The 18,848-nt window shown below is 34.5% G+C and carries 12 protein-coding genes; 5 read left to right on the top strand and 7 right to left on the bottom strand.

Annotated features, from left to right (window positions below; genetic code table 11):
- The first annotated feature begins 19 nt into the window (after window positions 1–19).
- The 5 genes from lon to CGC48_RS01690 all read left to right on the top strand — a co-directional run bounded on the left by lon (window position 20) and on the right by CGC48_RS01690 (window position 9,601).
- Complete coding sequence (gene lon, locus CGC48_RS01670) at window positions 20–2,464, top strand: endopeptidase La (protein ID WP_098029728.1); 2,445 nt, start codon at window positions 20–22, stop codon at window positions 2,462–2,464.
- A 116-nt stretch (window positions 2,465–2,580) separates the two neighbouring features.
- Window positions 2,581–2,976: a DUF4112 domain-containing protein gene (locus CGC48_RS01675; RefSeq protein ID WP_232780525.1), complete on the top strand. Its 396-nt coding sequence runs from the start codon at window positions 2,581–2,583 to the stop codon at window positions 2,974–2,976.
- Window positions 2,977–3,165: 189 nt separating this feature from the next.
- Window positions 3,166–4,353 (top strand): PNGase F N-terminal domain-containing protein, encoded by a 1,188-nt coding sequence (locus CGC48_RS01680; protein ID WP_098028201.1) that lies wholly within the window; start codon window positions 3,166–3,168, stop codon window positions 4,351–4,353.
- Window positions 4,354–4,603: 250 nt separating this feature from the next.
- Window positions 4,604–6,643 (top strand): recombinase, encoded by a 2,040-nt coding sequence (locus CGC48_RS01685; RefSeq protein ID WP_098028202.1) that lies wholly within the window; start codon window positions 4,604–4,606, stop codon window positions 6,641–6,643.
- A 48-nt stretch (window positions 6,644–6,691) separates the two neighbouring features.
- Entirely contained in the window at window positions 6,692–9,601 is a 2,910-nt protein-coding gene (locus tag CGC48_RS01690; protein ID WP_098028203.1) for a glycoside hydrolase family 3 N-terminal domain-containing protein, read from the top strand.
- 53 nt (window positions 9,602–9,654) lie between these two features.
- Here CGC48_RS01690 and accC read toward each other — a convergent pair whose 3' ends face one another.
- The 7 genes from accC to CGC48_RS01725 form a co-directional block, all read right to left on the bottom strand.
- On the bottom strand, window positions 9,655–11,004 hold the full coding sequence (accC, locus tag CGC48_RS01695) for an acetyl-CoA carboxylase biotin carboxylase subunit (RefSeq protein WP_098028204.1): 1,350 nt from the start codon (window positions 11,002–11,004) through the stop codon (window positions 9,655–9,657).
- Between the two features lie 71 nt (window positions 11,005–11,075).
- Window positions 11,076–11,573 (bottom strand): acetyl-CoA carboxylase biotin carboxyl carrier protein, encoded by a 498-nt coding sequence (gene accB / locus CGC48_RS01700; RefSeq protein ID WP_018278542.1) that lies wholly within the window; start codon window positions 11,571–11,573, stop codon window positions 11,076–11,078.
- Between the two features lie 46 nt (window positions 11,574–11,619).
- Window positions 11,620–12,609, bottom strand: a complete 990-nt coding sequence (locus tag CGC48_RS01705) for a beta-ketoacyl-ACP synthase III (RefSeq protein ID WP_098028205.1) — start codon at window positions 12,607–12,609, stop codon at window positions 11,620–11,622.
- Window positions 12,610–13,070: 461 nt separating this feature from the next.
- Window positions 13,071–14,567: a leucine-rich repeat protein gene (locus CGC48_RS01710; protein ID WP_098028206.1), complete on the bottom strand. Its 1,497-nt coding sequence runs from the start codon at window positions 14,565–14,567 to the stop codon at window positions 13,071–13,073.
- 16 nt (window positions 14,568–14,583) lie between these two features.
- Entirely contained in the window at window positions 14,584–16,080 is a 1,497-nt protein-coding gene (locus CGC48_RS01715; protein WP_098028207.1) for a leucine-rich repeat domain-containing protein, read from the bottom strand.
- A gap of 237 nt (window positions 16,081–16,317) precedes the next feature.
- Window positions 16,318–17,232, bottom strand: coding sequence for a hypothetical protein (locus tag CGC48_RS01720; protein ID WP_232780526.1), 915 nt, complete (start codon window positions 17,230–17,232; stop codon window positions 16,318–16,320).
- Window positions 17,233–17,358: 126 nt separating this feature from the next.
- Window positions 17,359–18,402 carry a carbohydrate binding domain-containing protein gene (locus tag CGC48_RS01725; protein ID WP_098028209.1) on the bottom strand — a complete coding sequence of 348 codons (1,044 nt, stop codon included), beginning with the start codon at window positions 18,400–18,402 and terminating at the stop codon, window positions 17,359–17,361.
- Window positions 18,403–18,848: the final 446 nt, after the last annotated feature.

The following is an 18,848-nucleotide window of genomic DNA, read 5'->3' on the forward strand; positions in this document are numbered from 1 at the left end:
ACGTATAAATAATATAGAAATGATAATAGGAAATTTTGACAGCTTTTCGCCAGAATCCTTAGATAGTGATGCGGAATTCATTCCTTTAATGACACCTGAAGATGAGGAGGAAATACAAAATGAATCATTGCCTCAATCGTTGCCTATTTTGCCCTTGCGAAATATGGTTTTATTTCCTGGAGTTGTAATTCCAATTACGGCAGGAAGAGATGCTTCTATCAGGTTAATTAATGAAGCTAATGAAGGCTCAAAAACTATTGGTGTGGTTGCTCAAATTAATGAAAATGTGGAGTTTCCAAAAGGTGAAGATATTTACCATCTGGGTACAGTGGCTCGTATTCTGCGAGTTTTAAAAATGCCTGACGGAAATGTAACCATCATCATACAAGGAAAAAAACGCTTTGAAATAGATACTATTTTAGAAGAAAAACCTTACATAACAGCTACAACCAGAGAAGTAACAGAAACAAAACCGCCTCAGGAAGATAAGGAATTCAACGCCATTATTGATTCTGTAAAAGATGTAGCCACCCAAATTATTCGTGAAAATCCTAACTTGCCATCGGAAGCTACTTTTGCTATCAAAAATATTGAAAGCAACTCTTTTTTGATAAACTTTGTTTCGTCAAATATGAATGCTTCTGTTGAAGAAAAACAGGAAGTGTTACAGATAAATGACCTGAAAGAAAGAGCTTTAGCTGTATTAAAATATCTGAATGTAGAACTTCAAAGATTAACGCTTCGTAATGATATTCAGTCGAAAGTACGTTTCGATTTGGACAAACAGCAACGAGACTATTTCTTGCAACAACAAATGCGAACCATTCAAGAAGAATTGGGAGGCGTATCTTACGAAGCTGAAATAGATGAACTTAGAGCAAAGGCTAAAACAAAAAAATGGGACACGAAAATCGGAGAACATTTTGAAAAAGAGTTAAGCAAATTACAAAGAACAAATCCGCAAAGTCCTGATTATGGAATTCAACGTAACTATCTGGAAGTAATTTTAGAACTTCCTTGGAATGAATTCTCAAAAGATAATTTTGACTTAAAACGAGCTCAACGAATTCTCAACCAAGACCACTATGGATTAGAAGAAGTCAAACGCCGAATTATAGAATATTTGGCTGTATTGAAGTTGCGTAATGATATGAAGTCGCCCATTTTGTGTTTTTATGGACCTCCAGGTGTTGGAAAAACTTCATTAGGAAAGTCTATCGCGAAAGCATTAAACAGGGAATATGTGCGTATGTCGCTTGGAGGTTTACGTGATGAAGCAGAGATACGTGGACACAGGAAAACTTACATAGGTGCAATGCCAGGACGTATTTTACAACTTCTTAAAAAAGCCAAAACCTCGAATCCTGTTTTTGTACTCGATGAGATTGACAAATTAGGTAACCATCACTCAGGTGACCCTTCTTCTGCTATGTTAGAAGTACTTGACCCTGAGCAAAATAAGGAATTTTATGATAATTTCCTTGAAATGGGTTACGACCTATCCAAAGTGATGTTTGTTGCAACAGCCAATGATTTGGGAAGTATCCAACCAGCTCTTCGTGACCGTATGGAAATCATTAATGTTACAGGCTATACCATTGAGGAGAAAATTGAAATAACAAAAAGACATCTACTTCCAAAACAAATTGAAGAACACGGATTAAAGTCTTCTGATATTCAGTTAGGAAAGAAAGAAATTGAGCGTATTGTAGAAGGGTATACGCGTGAGTCAGGAGTTCGAGGACTCGAAAAACAAATAGCAAAAGTAGTTCGAAATAGAGCCAAATCCATCGCTTTAGAGGAAGAATATAGTGTAAAACTTACGCTCGACGACATAACCAAAATATTGGGTCCAGCTCGAATGGAACGAGATAAATACGAGGATAATGGTGTTGCTGGTGTGGTGACTGGCTTAGCTTGGACGAGTGTTGGGGGTGATATTCTCTTTATTGAATCTACTCTGTCTAAAGGAAAAGGGACACTGAACATTACGGGAAATTTAGGACAAGTAATGAAAGAATCTGCTACCATTGCATTGGAGTATATCAAAGCAAATTCAGAATCGTACAAACTTGATTATAAATTATTTGAAAATTACAACATTCATATTCACGTTCCTGAAGGAGCTACTCCAAAAGATGGACCAAGTGCAGGAATTACGATGCTCACTTCTTTGATGTCTCTTTTCACTCAAAAACGTGTTAAAAAACACTTAGCAATGACTGGAGAAATAACCTTGCGAGGCAAAGTTCTTCCTGTTGGAGGAATCAAAGAAAAAATTTTGGCAGGAAAACGAGCTGGAATAAAAGAAATTATTCTCTGCAAAGAAAATGAAAAGGATATTTTGGAAATCAAAGAAGAATATCTTAAAGGGCTTACCTTTCATTATGTTACTGAAATGGACGAAGTAATAAAAATTGCACTTACCGATAAAGATGTAAAAAACAAAAGGAATTTTCAATAAATAACAATAAAATTAATTTGAGTTTGCAAGAAAATCATAGAATACGAAAAGAATTAAAAAAACTTGAGATAGAGAAAAGCACCCATTATCAAATCATTAAAAATACAAAAAAATGGATGGATGACTATCATCTCGATGGATTGATAGGTTTGATTCCTATCGTGGGAGATATTGCAACTCAGTTTTTTAGCTATTCGTTTCTGTATGTGGCTATTGTTAAGGTAAAATCTTACCGATTGACTATGGCTATTTTACTTAATTCCCTGATTGACATACTTGTAGGATTAATCCCGTATGCAGGAATTGTGCTTGATTTTGTGCATCGTTCTTATAAACACAATTTTGAACTGATTGTTGGATTTGTAAATGATGATAAAAAAGTCATTCAACAGGTTAACAGACGAGCATTATGGACAACCATTGGAGTCATTACCGTACTAATATTAATTTTCGTGTTGATATGGCTTATAATAACTACTTTTTCAGGATTATATAAATGGATTTTTACTTAAAAATCGAGACCTTTAAATGTTCATTTTACGCATAAAACTCAAAAAACACGGCAAATAAGTCGTGTTTTTATTTTTTTACTTATATATAAAATATTAAGAAATTGCTTCAAAAATAAAAACTTTTTTTCGACAAGAACTTCTTTTTTCGTAATTTTGGCAATCATTTTTGATTAACTAATTAATTTACATATGAAAAAACTTATTTTGAAGGCTTTAGCCTTACTTTTTACAATTTCTTCTTCCGCACAGGAAGCTAAAACTATCAAAGTTTTTGAAAATGCACTTGTCAATTTTTCCGAAAAAGGAGAAGTTTCCTCAGGAATTATTCGCTTACAACAAGGACGATTGTTAGTAAAAAAAGTTACAGTTCCTGAATATCGAAAAGGTACAGATGTTTCCGTTTCTGTTACAATTCGTTCTAATGGAGATACTTGGGACAAATCAGGCTCTTGTTTTGTTTTTAAAAATGAAGATTTAATAAATGTTATCAATGTAGCTCAAGGCAGTAAAAAACTTCCTTCCGAAAGCGGACACAATAATGATTATCAAGGAATTAAATCAGTTACTGGATACGATCTACCCATCGAGGTACTCCGATTTATGACTCCTTTTGGCGTAGGGCATTACAGTGATGAAACAAAATATCCAAGAATGCGTTATTATCGTCCTGTTTCTGTTCCAAAATGGGAAGAAAAAGTGGTTTGGACACAAGATGTTTCTCAATTGGAATCTCTGCTTACAGGAACATTCTACATCGGAATTTGGATTGATACTTGGACTGACAAAGGTTATCTTGCCGATGTTTCTTTAACATATTCTGGTAGACCTCGACCTAAAAAAGTAGTAACCCCTTTGATTAATACAATTTATTATGTAAACGGACAAAAAATACCAGACCTTTTTGCTAAAACAAGCCTAAAACACACTATAAATCTGAAAAAAGATAGTAAAAATACTGAATTATACTATATAACTACAGGTCACGGAGGGCATTCAGGTGGTGACGAATTTATAAAAATTAATAATTCAGTGTATTTTGACACAAAAAAAGTAATTGATTTTATCCCTTGGCGTGATGATTGTGCTTCATTCCGGCGTTTTAACCCTTCATCAGGAGTATGGACAAAGAAAGACACTGCAATTGCTTACAATGAAAATTATGAACGCGTTAAAAAAGCTGTTGAAGAACGTTTAGCTTCTTCCGATTTATCGCGTTCCAATTGGTGTCCAGGTTCTTCAGTAGTTCCTGAAAGTGTAAAACTTGGCAATTTAAAAAAAGGAACTCACTCTTTGGAAATTGTAATTCCTGCAACAGCCAACACAGGCGACCAACAAAATCACTGGTTAGTTTCGTGTTACTTGGTTTCTGATAAATAATATTTTATTCCTAAGAAGGCTGTGTAAAAATACAAAGAATTTACACAGCCTTCTATTTTTATTGATTGTTTCGTAAAATAGCCAATAAAGTTACACTATTTTTTGTCGATAATAAAAAGATATTCTTCTAAAATTAGCCATCGTTCATCTGTTTTAATTCAAAGATTTTCAATTTTTTCTGTGTGTTTATAACAACTATAGTTTCTACTTTTTTTGTTATATTTGCCATCTAAAAATGAAATCTTAATATATGCTAACAATAAAGCGAAGTCATCAATCAATCCGTGAAATCTTTGAAAAATATATGTCTGCTACCGAATTTGAAGACATTGATTTCATCTTTGATTTAGTTTATTATCACCGAACAAAATACACTCCCAAAACACCCATTGTCCGAATTGAAGAATTACTTTCTGAAATACGTGAAGACAAAGCAAAAGCAGCGTTCTTAACTGAAAAATTGTATTCTGTTTTCTCAAAAAAAGAGAAAACCAATCTTTTAACCGATGCTGGTTTGCTCAGTAGCGTTTCTTTCTTCAAAGAGCTTCGTCGCCGACTTTCTCATCAACTTATTCCAGACCAGCCTTCACACAATAGCATACAATATGTTCTAAATCAAATATTTTACAAATCTTCAGATTTTGTTTGGCTAAAGTCTGTTCCTATGGAAGACTGGCACACTCTTTTCGATGTGCTTTCTTTGCCAACGTTTTACGATGATTCTAAAGACAAAGCCACTTCCAAAGAGATTTTGTTATCGATGATGATTCTCTCACAACGAATGGGTGGATTTGCTCTTCAAACTGATGTAATGCGTATGGTTCCAGAATATTCATCACTTGAAAGCCCTTTTATTGCCATTGATGAAGAGCTCAATGCCATACATCGAAATATGGAAGCCAAAAACAAAGCCTATTTGGATATGGAAGAATACAAGTTGGATTACAAACAACTTAACATTCTTTCCGAACAATGTGAAAACTTTGTAGAACAAGCAGTTAACAACACATCTAAATACGGAATTTCGTTCAGCGTAAACCAAACTCTTCTACTGATTCGTCAGCAAATACAACGAATACAAAAACTTTATAATTTCTTGTTTATCAGCAACGAAGAAGAGAAACGAACAAAAACAATTCAGTTTTATTTGAGTTTGGTAAAGACCAATGCTAAAAAAAATAACGTTCGTAAACTAATAAACGATAGTGTTTACAATATCACTTACGAAATTACGAATTACACAGGAAAAACGGGAGAACATTACATTACTTCTGGAAGCAAAGAATATTTCAGTATGTTCAAAACAGCATTGTGGGGTGGTGTTATTGTAGGTTTTATGTGTTTAGCAAAATTATTTTTATCCAAATTAAACACAAGTGAATTCATTTATGCATTGAATTATAGTTTGAATTATGCTATTGGATTTGTAATCATTTATTTAGCTGGAGCAACATTAGCCACCAAACAACCCGCTATGACGGCTTCAACTATTGCCAAAACCTTAGAAAACCTAAACACGAATGATAAAAAGAAAAAAGAAAAGCAATATTTAGAATTTTCGGCATTATTTACAAAGCTTTTCCGTTCACAATTTATCGCCTTTGCAGGAAACGTTTTAGCTGCCTTTCCCGTAAGTTTACTACTTATTTGGGGTCTTTTTTATCTAACAGGTTACAACTTAGCTGAATCAAAAAGTGATAAATTACTGGCAGAATTAGATATACGTCAAACGCCTGTGTTTCTACATTCGTGTATTGCGGGGGTTTTTCTATTTCTTTCTGGAATTATTGCAGGGAATGTGGCAAGTGTTAATAACTTCAACAATTTTTACTATCGATTATCGGAACACCCCGTTTTAAAAGGAGTTTTTGGTAAGGAAAAGATGGTAAAAATTTCTGGTTGGATGCAAAAAAAATGGCCTGGAATCATTTCTAATATTTGGTTTGGTTTTTTTATGGGTTGTACTGGTGTTGTAGGAACATTTTTAGGATTAGATTTGGATATTCGTCACATTACATTCGCAAGTGGAAGTTTAGCTTTAGGTTTGTTCGGAGCTGGGTTTGAGGTAACTTTAAACATATTAATTTGGACAATTATTGGTATTTTTATCATAGGATTCGGGAATTTTATTGTTAGTTTTTCATTATCTCTGTGGATAGCTTTACGCTCACGTGAAGTTCCTCTTTATGAGTTAAAGAACTTAACTAAGTCCGTTTGGATTCGTTTTAAAGAAAACCCTATGGCTTTTTTCTTTCCCGTAGGTAATGGAGAAACAGATAATCAGAAATAATTTTTTTATCACTTAACAAATTATTCAGCAACAAGTTAAATAAAAGCAATGAAATACAAAATTTTTATATTATTCTTTATCATTCAAAATATTTCTGCCCAAAAAATAAATCCTTTGGTTACAAAAGATGAACAAGAACAAAAAAAATGGGTTGAAAATACATACAAAAATATGTCTTTAGATGAAAAAATAGGGCAATTATTTATGGTTTCCGTTTTTTCAAGCCAAATTGGAACTAAAAACACAGAATATATTAAAGAATTAATCAAAAAATACCACATAGGAGGCATTATTTTCTCAAAAGGAGGACCAAAACGCCAAGCAAAACTAACAAATGAATATCAATCTTTGTCAAAAATTCCTTTATTTATGGCTATGGATGCTGAATGGGGATTAGCAATGCGATTGGACTCCACTTTCGCTTACCCTTGGAATATGACTATGGGAGCTGTGAAAAATAACGAACTTATTGAACGAGCTGGTTTCCGTATTGGTGAACATTGCCGACAACTTGGTATGCAATTTAATTTCGCACCAGATATTGATGTAAACACAAATCCAGCTAATCCAATCATCGGAAATCGTTCCTTTGGAGAAGACAAACAAAATGTGGCTCTTAAAGGAATTGCTTTCACAAAAGGAATGCAATCTGCTGGAGTTCTGGGAAGTGCAAAGCATTTTCCTGGTCACGGCGACACATCAAAAGACTCACATAAAACCCTACCGCTAATTGATTTTCCTTCCGAAAGACTTCACGAAATAGAAATGTATCCTTTCAGAGAATTAATAAATAATGGCGTTGCCAGTGTAATGGTTGGGCATCTGAATATTCCATTACTTGAGTCAAAAGTAGGGCTTCCTTCTTCCCTATCTCACCATATTATTACTGATATTCTGAAAACTCAGATGGGTTTTGAAGGTTTAGTTTATACCGATGCGTTGGGAATGAAAGGTGTTTCGGAATATTTGCCTGTAGGTGAAGTGGAAGTGGCAGCTTTTTTGGCAGGAAATGATATTCTGCTAATGCCCGAAAATCTCGTTAAAGGTTTTGAAGCGATAAAGAAGGCTTATCAAAATAAGAAAATTACTGAAGAACGTCTGGCGTATTCTGTGAAAAAAATATTAATGGCAAAGTACAAAGTTGGTTTATACAAATTTGAGCCTCTGAATTTAGAAACTCTTCATCAGAATTTACACACACTTGAAGATGATTTACTTTTGGAAGAAATCTTTGAAAATGCTTTGACTATTGCCAAAAATGAAAATAAATTATTACCTATCATAAATTTAGATAAAGAAAAAATTGCTTATATAAAATTTGGGAATGATAGCGGTTGGACATTTTACACCAATCTGCGAAAGTATGCTGATGTGGCAATTATTGAGCCAAAATCTACAGAACAATTACTGAAGAATATCGAACCATATCAAACAATTGTTATTGGTCTGCACAAACCGAATAAAACGCCTTGGGACGCCTATAAATTCACAAAGGAAGAACTTATTTGGCTGGAAGAAATCGCTAAGAAAAAGAAAGTAATTCTTTCTATTTTCACCCGACCTTATGCTTTGTTAGATGTAAAAAATTTAACAAATGTTGAAAGCATCATTGTCTCATACCAAAATCACAAAGTTGCCCAAGAAAAAACCGCTCAACTCATCTTTGGAGCTATTGAAGGAAAAGGCGTTTTACCAGTTTCAGCACACCCCGAACTACCTGTAAACACGTCTGTTAGCACACCAAAAATTGGTCGTTTATCCTATGGACTTCCTGAAAGTGTAGGGCTGAGTTCAAAAAAATTAAGTTCTATTGATAGCATTGCTCAAGTAGTTCTTAACAAAAGAATGGCTCCCGGAATGCAAATTTTAGTAGCAAAACAAGGAAAAATTGTATATCGAAAAAATTTTGGCACACTTGATTATAACGAAAAAAATTTAGTAAAAGACAATTCCATTTATGACCTTGCCTCTCTTACCAAAATTTTGGTCACCTTACCCGAATTAATGAAAATATACGCCCAAGAAGGATTCAACATAAATTCTTCCTTTTCTGACTTACTTCCTGAATTAAGAAACACCAATAAAGGAAATTTGAAAATGATGAACGTTTTATCTCATTATGCACAGTTTCCTTCGTGGATACCTTTCTATCTTAAGACACTTGACGTTCAAAAAAAACCACTAAAAGAAATTTATAGCAATGTAAAAACTGATGATTTTTCAGTTCAGGTAGCAAAAAATCTTTACATAAAGAAAGATTATCATAATTTCATTTATCAACAAATTGATGATTGTAACCTCATCAAGAGAAAAAAATATTTATATAGTGACTTGCCTTATTATTATTTCAAAAAGTATATTGAAAAAAAGTCAAATAGTTCACTTTCAGAAGCAATCCAAAAAGATTTTTATCGTAATATGGGAGCGTATCATCTTACCTATTTCCCTTTGGAACACTTTCCTTTAGGAAATATTGCTCCCTCTGAGGTTGATAATTATTTCCGTAGGCAAGAAATACGCGGGTACGTACACGACCAAGGAGCGGCAATGCTTGGTGGTGTGGGCGGACACGCTGGGCTTTTCGGTAATGCAGATGATGTGGCAAAAATGATGCAAATGTTCTTACAAAAAGGCTATTATGGAGGGGAATGGTATTTACAACCGCAAATTGTTAATTTATTCAATACGTGTATGTTCTGTAGTGAAAATAACCGCAGAGGATTAGGGTTTGACAAACCACAAATTGATGGAGAAGGTCCCACTTGTGGTTGTGTTCCTATGTCTAGTTTTGGTCATACGGGTTTTACAGGTACGTATGCTTGGGCAGATCCTGATAATGAAATAGTTATTGTATTTTTATCCAACAGAACCTTCCCAACTGCTGAAAATAACTTATTAATCAAAGAAAATATTCGACCTAAAATTCAACGAATTGTCTACAATGCCATTATAAACTGATTAGAAGACATATAAAAAATCCCTGAAAATTCAGGGATTTTTTTGACTTTATTCTATTCTTGTGGTGGATTCATCTTAAAAGATTCCATAAATTTGGTTGTGTAATTACCTGCCAAATAATCTGGGTCATCCATCAACTGCAAATGGAAAGGAATCGTAGTTTTTATGCCTTCAACTACAAACTCATCTAACGCTCGTTTCATTTTTGCTATTGCTTCTTCACGAGTCTGAGCCGTAGTGATAAGCTTCGCAATCATTGAGTCGTAATTAGGTGGGATTGTATATCCATCGTATACGTGCGTATCCAGACGCACTCCGTGTCCACCTGGTGCGTGGAATGTAGTAATTTTTCCTGGTGATGGGCGAAAATCATTGTAAGGGTCTTCTGCATTAATACGGCATTCTATGGAGTGTAATTTTGGAGTATAATTTCTTCCGGAGATAGGCACTCCAGCAGCAACCAAAATTTGTTCTCTAATCAAATCATAATCAATCACTTGCTCTGTGATTGGATGTTCAACTTGAATACGTGTATTCATCTCCATAAAATAGAAATTGCGATGCTTATCCACCAAAAATTCTACTGTTCCTGCTCCTTCATATTGTATATATTCAGCTGCTTTTACTGCTGCTTCTCCCATTCGTTTACGTAATTCTTCGGTCATAAACGGAGAAGGTGTTTCTTCTGTTAATTTTTGATGACGACGTTGAATAGAACAATCTCTTTCCGAAAGGTGGCAAGCTTTTCCATACTGATCTCCAACTATCTGGATTTCAATATGTCTTGGTTCTTCGATAAGTTTTTCCATATACATACCATCATTACCAAAAGCTGCTGCAGATTCTTGTTTTGCACTTTCCAAAGCCCTTTCAAGGTCTTCTTCTTTCCAAACGGCACGCATTCCTCGTCCTCCTCCTCCAGCAGTTGCTTTAAGCATCACAGGATATCCCATTTCCTTAGCCACTTTTTTAGCTTGTTCAAGTGACTCAATTAATCCGTCTGAACCAGGAACGGTTGGTACACCCGCTGCTTTCATTGTCGCCTTAGCTGTTGCCTTATCTCCCATTTTTTCAATCATTTCGGGAGAAGCTCCAATAAATTTTATGCCGTGCTCTGCACAAATCTTTGAAAATTTCGCATTTTCAGACAAAAATCCGTATCCTGGATGGATCGCATCGGCATTTGTTATTTCCGCTGCAGCAATTATATTAGAAATTTTCAGATACGAATCTTTACTTGCGGGAGGACCTATACAAACAGCCTCATCAGCAAAACGAACGTGCAGACTATCCGCATCGGCTGTTGAATACACTGCTACAGACTTGATTCCCATTTCGCGACACGTACGAATTATACGCAAAGCGATTTCACCTCGATTGGCTATTAATATTTTTTTAAACATATGTCTGTTTAATTATAAATTCAAAATAATTTAGTATTGCTACATACTAATCAAATCCAACAATATGATTTTTAAGCTGGTTCAACCAAGAAAAGAGGCTGATCAAATTCAACTGGAGATGAGTCATCTACTAAAACTTTTACTATTTTACCAGAAATTTCTGACTCTATCTCATTAAATAACTTCATCGCTTCAATAATACAAATCACATCGCCTTTTTTCACTGTGGTACCAACCTCAACAAACAAAGGCTTATCAGGAGCAGGACGTCTGTAAAAAGTCCCAATCATAGGAGACTTAATAGTCACGTACTTACTATCATCTTCTACTGTTGTAGGTTTTGATTCAGGTGTATCGGCAACAGTAGTTTGAGGTAATGTTACTGGTTGTTGCACAGGAATTTGAGGAATTGTGGTTATAGGCATTTGCTGTACAAACACTTGCTCTTTGCCACTTTCTTCTGGATTAGTCTTTATAGTGATTTTGATGTCCTCCATTTCAAGCTTCACTTCACTTGCCCCCGACTTTGCGACAAATTTAATCAAATTTTGAATGTCTTTTAAATCCATAATATTTGTTATTAGGTTGTTATCGTAATATGTTTATTGTTAAAAATTAGTAAGCCCACTTAAGGTATATCGCTCCCCAAGTAAATCCACCACCAAAGGCAGCTAAAATAACATTATCACCCTTTTTAAGCTGATTTTCATAGTCTTTCAACGCCAAAGGAATAGTAGCTGAAGTAGTATTTCCATATTTGTGTATATTAACCATCACTTTATCTTCTGTCAAACCAATTCGTTCAGCTGTAGCATCAATGATACGTTTATTTGCCTGATGTGGTACTAGCCATTGGACGTCTTCTTTTGTCAAGTTATTCTGTTCCAAAATTTCAGCTGCAACACCTGACATTCCAGAAACTGCATATTTAAAGACGGTTCTTCCGTCTTGATAAACAAATTGTTTCTTTTCTCTAAGTCCTTGTTCAGTTATGGGCAACATTGAACCACCCGCTTTTATATGTAAATAATTTCTTCCTATTCCGTCACTTTTCAGAATCTCATCTTGAATTCCTAATCCTTCATAATTAGGTTCAAACAACACTGCCCCAGCTCCATCTCCAAAAATGATACAAGTTGCTCGGTCAGTGTAATCAATGATGGAGGACATTTTATCAGCTCCAATTAATAGAACTTTTTTGTACTTACCTGACTGTATATAACTTGAAGCAACAGAAACCCCATACAAAAAACTTGAACAAGCAGCTTGTAAGTCAAACGAAAATGCGTTTGTAGCTCCAATTTCTGAGGCTACGTAAGGTCCAGTTAAAGCTACTGGCATATCAGGTGTTGCTGTAGCAAGAATTACCAAATCTATTTCTTTAGGATCCAACCCTTTTTTATTGATAAGATCTTGAGCTGCCTTAATTGCTAAATACGATGTTCCTTGAGCTTCTTCTTTTAAAATTCTTCTTTCTTTAATACCAGTACGTGTATAAATCCACTCGTCGTTGGTATCCACCATTGTTTCTAACATTGCATTTGTCAGCACATAATCAGGAACGTAGCCTCCTATTCCCGTTATTGCAGCAGTTATTTTTGTCATAATAATATAAAAAATTGTATGATACTTATTAAAAAAAGTACTGAATAAACTTGGGCAAAAATACACAATTATTGTTTAGTTTTCTAAAAAATACTTTTTTTTATTGGAAATGTGTTCTAAATACGACTTGTTTTCCCAAATTTTTAGCCGAAATCACAATGAAAATCATTTATTTTGGCTGATTTCCCAAGAATTAACCGACCCGCAAAGTTATGAAAAAAACACATCATCTACCAACAAACTACCTACTTTATTGCAAAATTTGAACTAAAAATAACTAAAAAAAGAAAACCTTACAAAATGAATTAAGCAAGATTTTCTTTTCAATAATTTATAGTAAATATTTGTCTGACATATTGATTTTTATAAATTTCACGTTGCTAATTTACGAAAATCGTGGTTTTACTTTACATTTTTATAGCACAAAAAAAGCTGCCTTTTCAGACAGCTTATTAAAAATTTTATTCTTCAACGATATTCGTAAAATATTTTTTCCAATCGGAATTTTCATAAACCGATCTTGCCCCCTTGGGGACAATCAAGGTTTTATTATCAGAAGAATTTTGAAATGGTTTTCCATTTAAAGTAGGCGGTGTTGTCGTCTTAACTCTAAAAGTGTTCAATTTTTTACAAACAGCGAATGCAAAGTTATTAATTTGCTTAATGTTATTACCTATATTAACCGTGGTTAATTCGGATTGAAATGCAAATGCGAAAGTACCTATTTTTTCAATACTTTCCATTGTAACAATTTGAATAGTATTTCTATTTTTATCAAAAGGCTTATGTCCATCACTAATTTCTTTCACATTTTCAGGAATTACCAAATTAGCAACAATAGCTGAAGGCTCAACTGCTGTTAAAACCCCGTTAGCATCTACCGTGAAAGAAGATTTTACCACTACTGAAACTATTTTAGTTTCATCTTTCATAACATCTTTTACCGTGATTTCGGTTGAGCCACTTCCCACAGCAGCAATAGTAAGCACACCATTACTTTCTGTAGCAGTTGCTATTGAAGGATTAGCCGAATTAACTTCATATTTGCCATTTCCTTTGATGTTTATGGTTGTACTTGTTCCTGCTGAAAGTTCCAACGTAGTACGAGGGATAGAAAATTCGCTCAAATTCACAGTAACCTTAAATGTTGTAATCTGCTGTGTTTGTTTATCTTTCACTGTTACAGTAGTTTCCCCTGGTTTTAAACCTGTTACTTTTAAATGATGTCCTTGTGTAGCATCATACCATTGAGGCTCAACATTTACAACATCAGTCGGAGTAGCAGTAATTTCAAATTCGTAATTGCCATTTGCATTATCTCCTCCAAGAATATTTATAATTTCAAAATCTCCGTTAGTTACCGTCAATTCAGATTTTTCCATTTTCAGGTCATTCACTACCTTTACAGTGATGGAATTCTTTTTATTTGTTTTTTTGTCAACCACAACAACTTGGGTTGTTCCTACATTTTTTGCCGTAATTTTAATTTCATTGCTTACAATTTCGGCAGTGGCTATGTTTGCATCTTCTGAAGTCACCTCGTAATTTCCTGAACCTGAGGAAATCTGTACAATGTCAGATTTTCCTGCTATGATACTTATTTCCGTAGCTGATAGTAAAAAGTCAGAAACTGTTACTTTAATTGTAATACTTTTTTGTTTGCTATCGGTTATAGTTAGGGTAGCTTCCCCTGCACTTTTACCTTCCACAGCTATTTGTTTTTCACCTTTTATAGATACAACAGCTTTATTCTCGTCCGAAGATTTTACTTTATAGCCACCATTACCGTCAGTAATGTCAATTACTTGAGTCTCTCCGACCAAAACATTTACAGCTTCTTTGCTTATTTTGATTTCTTTCGCAGGAACTTCCACTTGTTTATTGTCGTCCTTATCACAAGAGACCATGGCTACTAATCCGAAACAAAGTAGCCCTAAAATCAAACCTATTTTTTTCATTTTATTTAATTTATAATTATTGAGCACTTATTTTACTTTCATACTCACTCCAACCTTCAGCTTGTTGGTACTCACTTAAACTTGCTGACAGCACATAAATATGCTTAAAAGCAGTCAATTCATCATCGTACAACGAACCTTCTAATGTAGGAGGCGTTACAGGTTTCATCGTAATAGAAACCAAACTCTCACAGCCTGAGAAAATGTTTTCTCCCATTTCAGTTACTTTGCTTGGAATGGTTATAGTAGTCAATTTCGAACAATCACGGAAAGCTTCACCACCTATATTTTTTACCTCCTCTCCCATAGTTACCGAAGTCAGATTGCTACAATCCCAGAAAAGAGTGGTTGATAATGTAGTAACCTTATTTGGAATTGTGATACTCGTCAAGGCTTTACAATCAGAAAAAGCAGATATTCCTATCTCTTCAAGGGTTTCAGGAAGTTCAATAGAAGCCAATTTTCCGCATCCATTAAACGCAGTGCCTCCTATATGAGTCAATTGTTTTGATAATGTAATGGTAGTCAACTCTCTACAATCTGAAAAAGCATCTGATTCCAATCGTTTTACCTCGTCAGGAATAACTACATTGTTAAGTTTATGACAGGATTTGAAAGCTGATTCTCCAATTTCTGTTAGTGTTTGAGGTAATATTATGGTTGCTAATGTTTTACAACTATAAAAAGCACTACCCTCTATGGTATTTACCCCTTCTGGAATTACTAACGATGTTAATGGAGAATTTTCAAAAGCACGTTCTTTTATAGTTTTCAACCCTTTGGGTAGTGTAATACTTGTTAATTTTGAACCCAAAAAAGCTCTTGCTCCGATGGAAGTTACCTTACTCAGCACTGGGTCATTTTCCATATCAAGAGTTGTAAGCTCATCATTAAGCCATTTTACCAAGGTTGTTTTATCGTTGCTTAAATTATAATAACTTTCTGGAATAGGCGTTTTTACAATTACCTTAACGTGTTGTGCCTTATTGGTTTTGGTATCAGTAACGGTTATTGTAGCTGTACCATCGGCAATAGCTGTGATGGTAATACTTGTTCCTGAAAGCTCGGCAGTTGCAACAGGTTCGTTATCTGAAGCTACGGAATAAGTTCCACTTCCTGATTGTATTACAACTGTTGCTTTTTCAGCCTTTTGAAGAGAAACTTCCGCTTTGTCCAAAACTAATGCGTTAATAGTAACACTGATAGAAACTTTCTTTCCTTTGCTATCAGTCACGGAAATAGTACTTTTACCTGCTTTTTGTCCCGTAATGGTAATTACTCCCTCTTTTTCAGTAACCGCTACGTTATCATTATCCGATTTAAGTTGGTAACCTCCATTTCCTGAAACAATTTTTATGGTTTTGCTCTCCCCCTCTAAAATGGTTAGAGCGTTATTCTCCACTTTTATTTCGTGAACAACAGGAGGTTCTACTTTGTTGTCATCTTTTCCGCAAGAAACAAACATTACCGATGCCATAAGTATCAGTCCTAAAAAAACTTTTATTTTTCTCATTGATTAATGGTTTTAATTAATTTAGCAGGGCAAATATACCTATTTAAACTGAATAAAAATAATATTTAACATAATAATTCTAAAAAAATATTTTTAATACTCTATAAATCAATATAAAACAAAAAGCATTACCAAAACTTACATTTTGATAATGCTTCTATAAAACATCGTATTGTTACAAAAATTATTTATATAGTATAAAAAATCTTCGTTTTGGAATGTTATCTGAAAATAAATTTATTTCGGAAGAACGAACTTAAATCCTTTCCCACGAATTACGAAAGTTGTATCACGAACTTCTTCAACAAAAACAGGATACGTACCTGTACCAATAGAAAAACTTGTAGGATAAGGAAACGATTTTATTTCTACCTGAACATTTTGTCCTTTTTGCGGATTGAATATCTCACCTACCCGAACGGCACTTCGTTGATTAAATCCGTCATTAACACCATACGGAACAGTACTATTAGTAAACCAAGTTCCTACTCCAGCTCGTTTAACAACCAATTTAGGTTCTATATGAGAAAGCGTACGTGAATAACTCGAATAGTAACCTAACTTTTCCAGATTTCCTTCTGAACGAACCACTACTTTAAGTGTTTTGGAAGCCACGCCATCTGATACAGCCGTTATGATAGCTTCCCCCTCGTGTAGGGCATTTATCTCCAGAATGTTAGTCTTCCCGTTCCATTTTAAGTTTAGAATTCCGTAAGGGTCATCAACATCTAAATTAACGATATCACCTCCGCCCGTTAGGCTAACAAACTTACTTTCATCGCGGGGATGAAGCAAAATATAATCCTGACTAATGCTTATCTCCTGAGGAATCACGTTTATTTTAAGGTGTGCCTTTCTGTCGTGCGAAGTAATCGTAGCGAACGTTTCGCCTTCAAACAATCCTTTTATTTTTAGCGTGTCCTTATTAATAGTTACCTGAGCCAATTTTGAATTCTCAACATTTGCCAAAAATTTCTCATTTCCTCCCGATAAAACAATCTTCCTTTCAGTAAGTTTATTTATAGAAATCTCTTTGAGCGACTCACTCCCCTTCCCTACTTTAATTTCCGGATACTCATCTTTGTTTCCTTTTTCACAAGACATCAATCCCAGAAAAATAGCTAACAAACTCATTATTATAGTATGTTTCATAATAATATTATTTATCTTATCAAACTTATTATTCACCTTTCTTTTTATCTTATTTGGCTTTCCTAACAAATAAAAAACATTTCCCAACCTATGGAAAACATCATTTAAAGCATTCTTATACAGATTTTACTTCACATCTAAGTAATAATCCAACTCCCACTTCATATTTGGAGCCTCTTCGATGATGATTTTTAGCGTTTGCTTCCCTTTTTTAGGAAAAGTAAGCTGATTATTGGTCGGAAACACCTGTTTTGAGTTTATAAAATACTGGATTTTTGCATTTTTATTCGCTAAATCATTATAATATAGGTCGATTGTTTGAGAAACTTCTCCATCAATGTTAAGAGTACGCAGATGCGGAACACGTTCCATATCATTCTGACTTCTTCTCATATCGTTGGTAATGGCATTTATCTCTTTTGAAAAGTCAGACACATCGCTTCCTCTTAAAGCACGAACTTTTATTCTATAACTCTTCTGAGGTTCTAAGTCAGTAATCAGAAATCGATTTATTTGCGTCTTGCCTACGGACTGGTCATTGACGAAAACTTCCCATTGCAGCTGTCGGTCGGCTTCTTTGTCCCATCTTACTTCAATTTCTCGCTGATATTCCCTTGTGGAAACCCCTGTTGGAACTGAAACACTACCGCCTCCGCCATTGCCCTGATAGACCAACGAAATATCATCAATACTGATGAAACCATTGCTTTGTGACACATAAAAAGCTATTCCCATTTTGTTAATCCCCACAGGAACGGTAAGTGTAACTTCTCGCTTTTGCCATTGGCTTGTAAAAGAAACCTTTCCGAGAGCTTCCCTTTTGATTCTACTATCACCGTCATACCAAGATACATAAAGCTCCATATTTCGGTCAGATACATCTCCTTTATACCAATATGATAAAACGTATTGAGCATTTGCCTCTACATCAATTACATTTGTTTCTCCTTCTTGATGAAGATAAAAAGTTCCTGAATTAGCGTAAATTTTAGCTGCGTAACTTCCCGAATGAGCATCGGAAGATCGCTGATAAGCAAATCCATTAGGGAAATACCAATTATCAGGTCTGCTTGAACTTCCTCTTTCAAATCCTCCGTTAGGAACTAAGTTACTTTGTGCTTGAGCAACAAGTCCCACGATTAAAAATACTATGAATATTCTGTATTTCATCTCTTTTTCTATTTATATCTGTTTGATATTATTTTATTACTTTTAGTTTCTTGATATAGTTTTATGAATTAAACAAAATCTCATCAAAAAATTTATTCATTCCAGATGATTTAACTCATTTATCATTTTGTTTTCTTTCTAAAAAACCATAAAAGCCTTTTAAATCATCTATTTTTTATTGTTTTTTATCACAGATATACTCAATCCCTGATGATTTTTATGCTTCCCCAGTAGGGATACACTCCTTCCCTAATGATTTTTGTCCTTCCCCAGTAGGGATAAACCCTATCCCTGATGATTTTTATCCTTCCCCAGTAGGGATATGCTTCTTCCCTGATGATTTTTATCCTTCCCCAGTAGGGATAAACCCTATCCCTGATGATTTTTTGAATTTCCTTGTTAAAAATAAGAACAATCTATCTGTTTTTGAATATTTATCAACTTCC

This window comes from Capnocytophaga cynodegmi, assembly GCF_002302475.1.
GTDB lineage: Bacteria > Bacteroidota > Bacteroidia > Flavobacteriales > Flavobacteriaceae > Capnocytophaga > Capnocytophaga cynodegmi.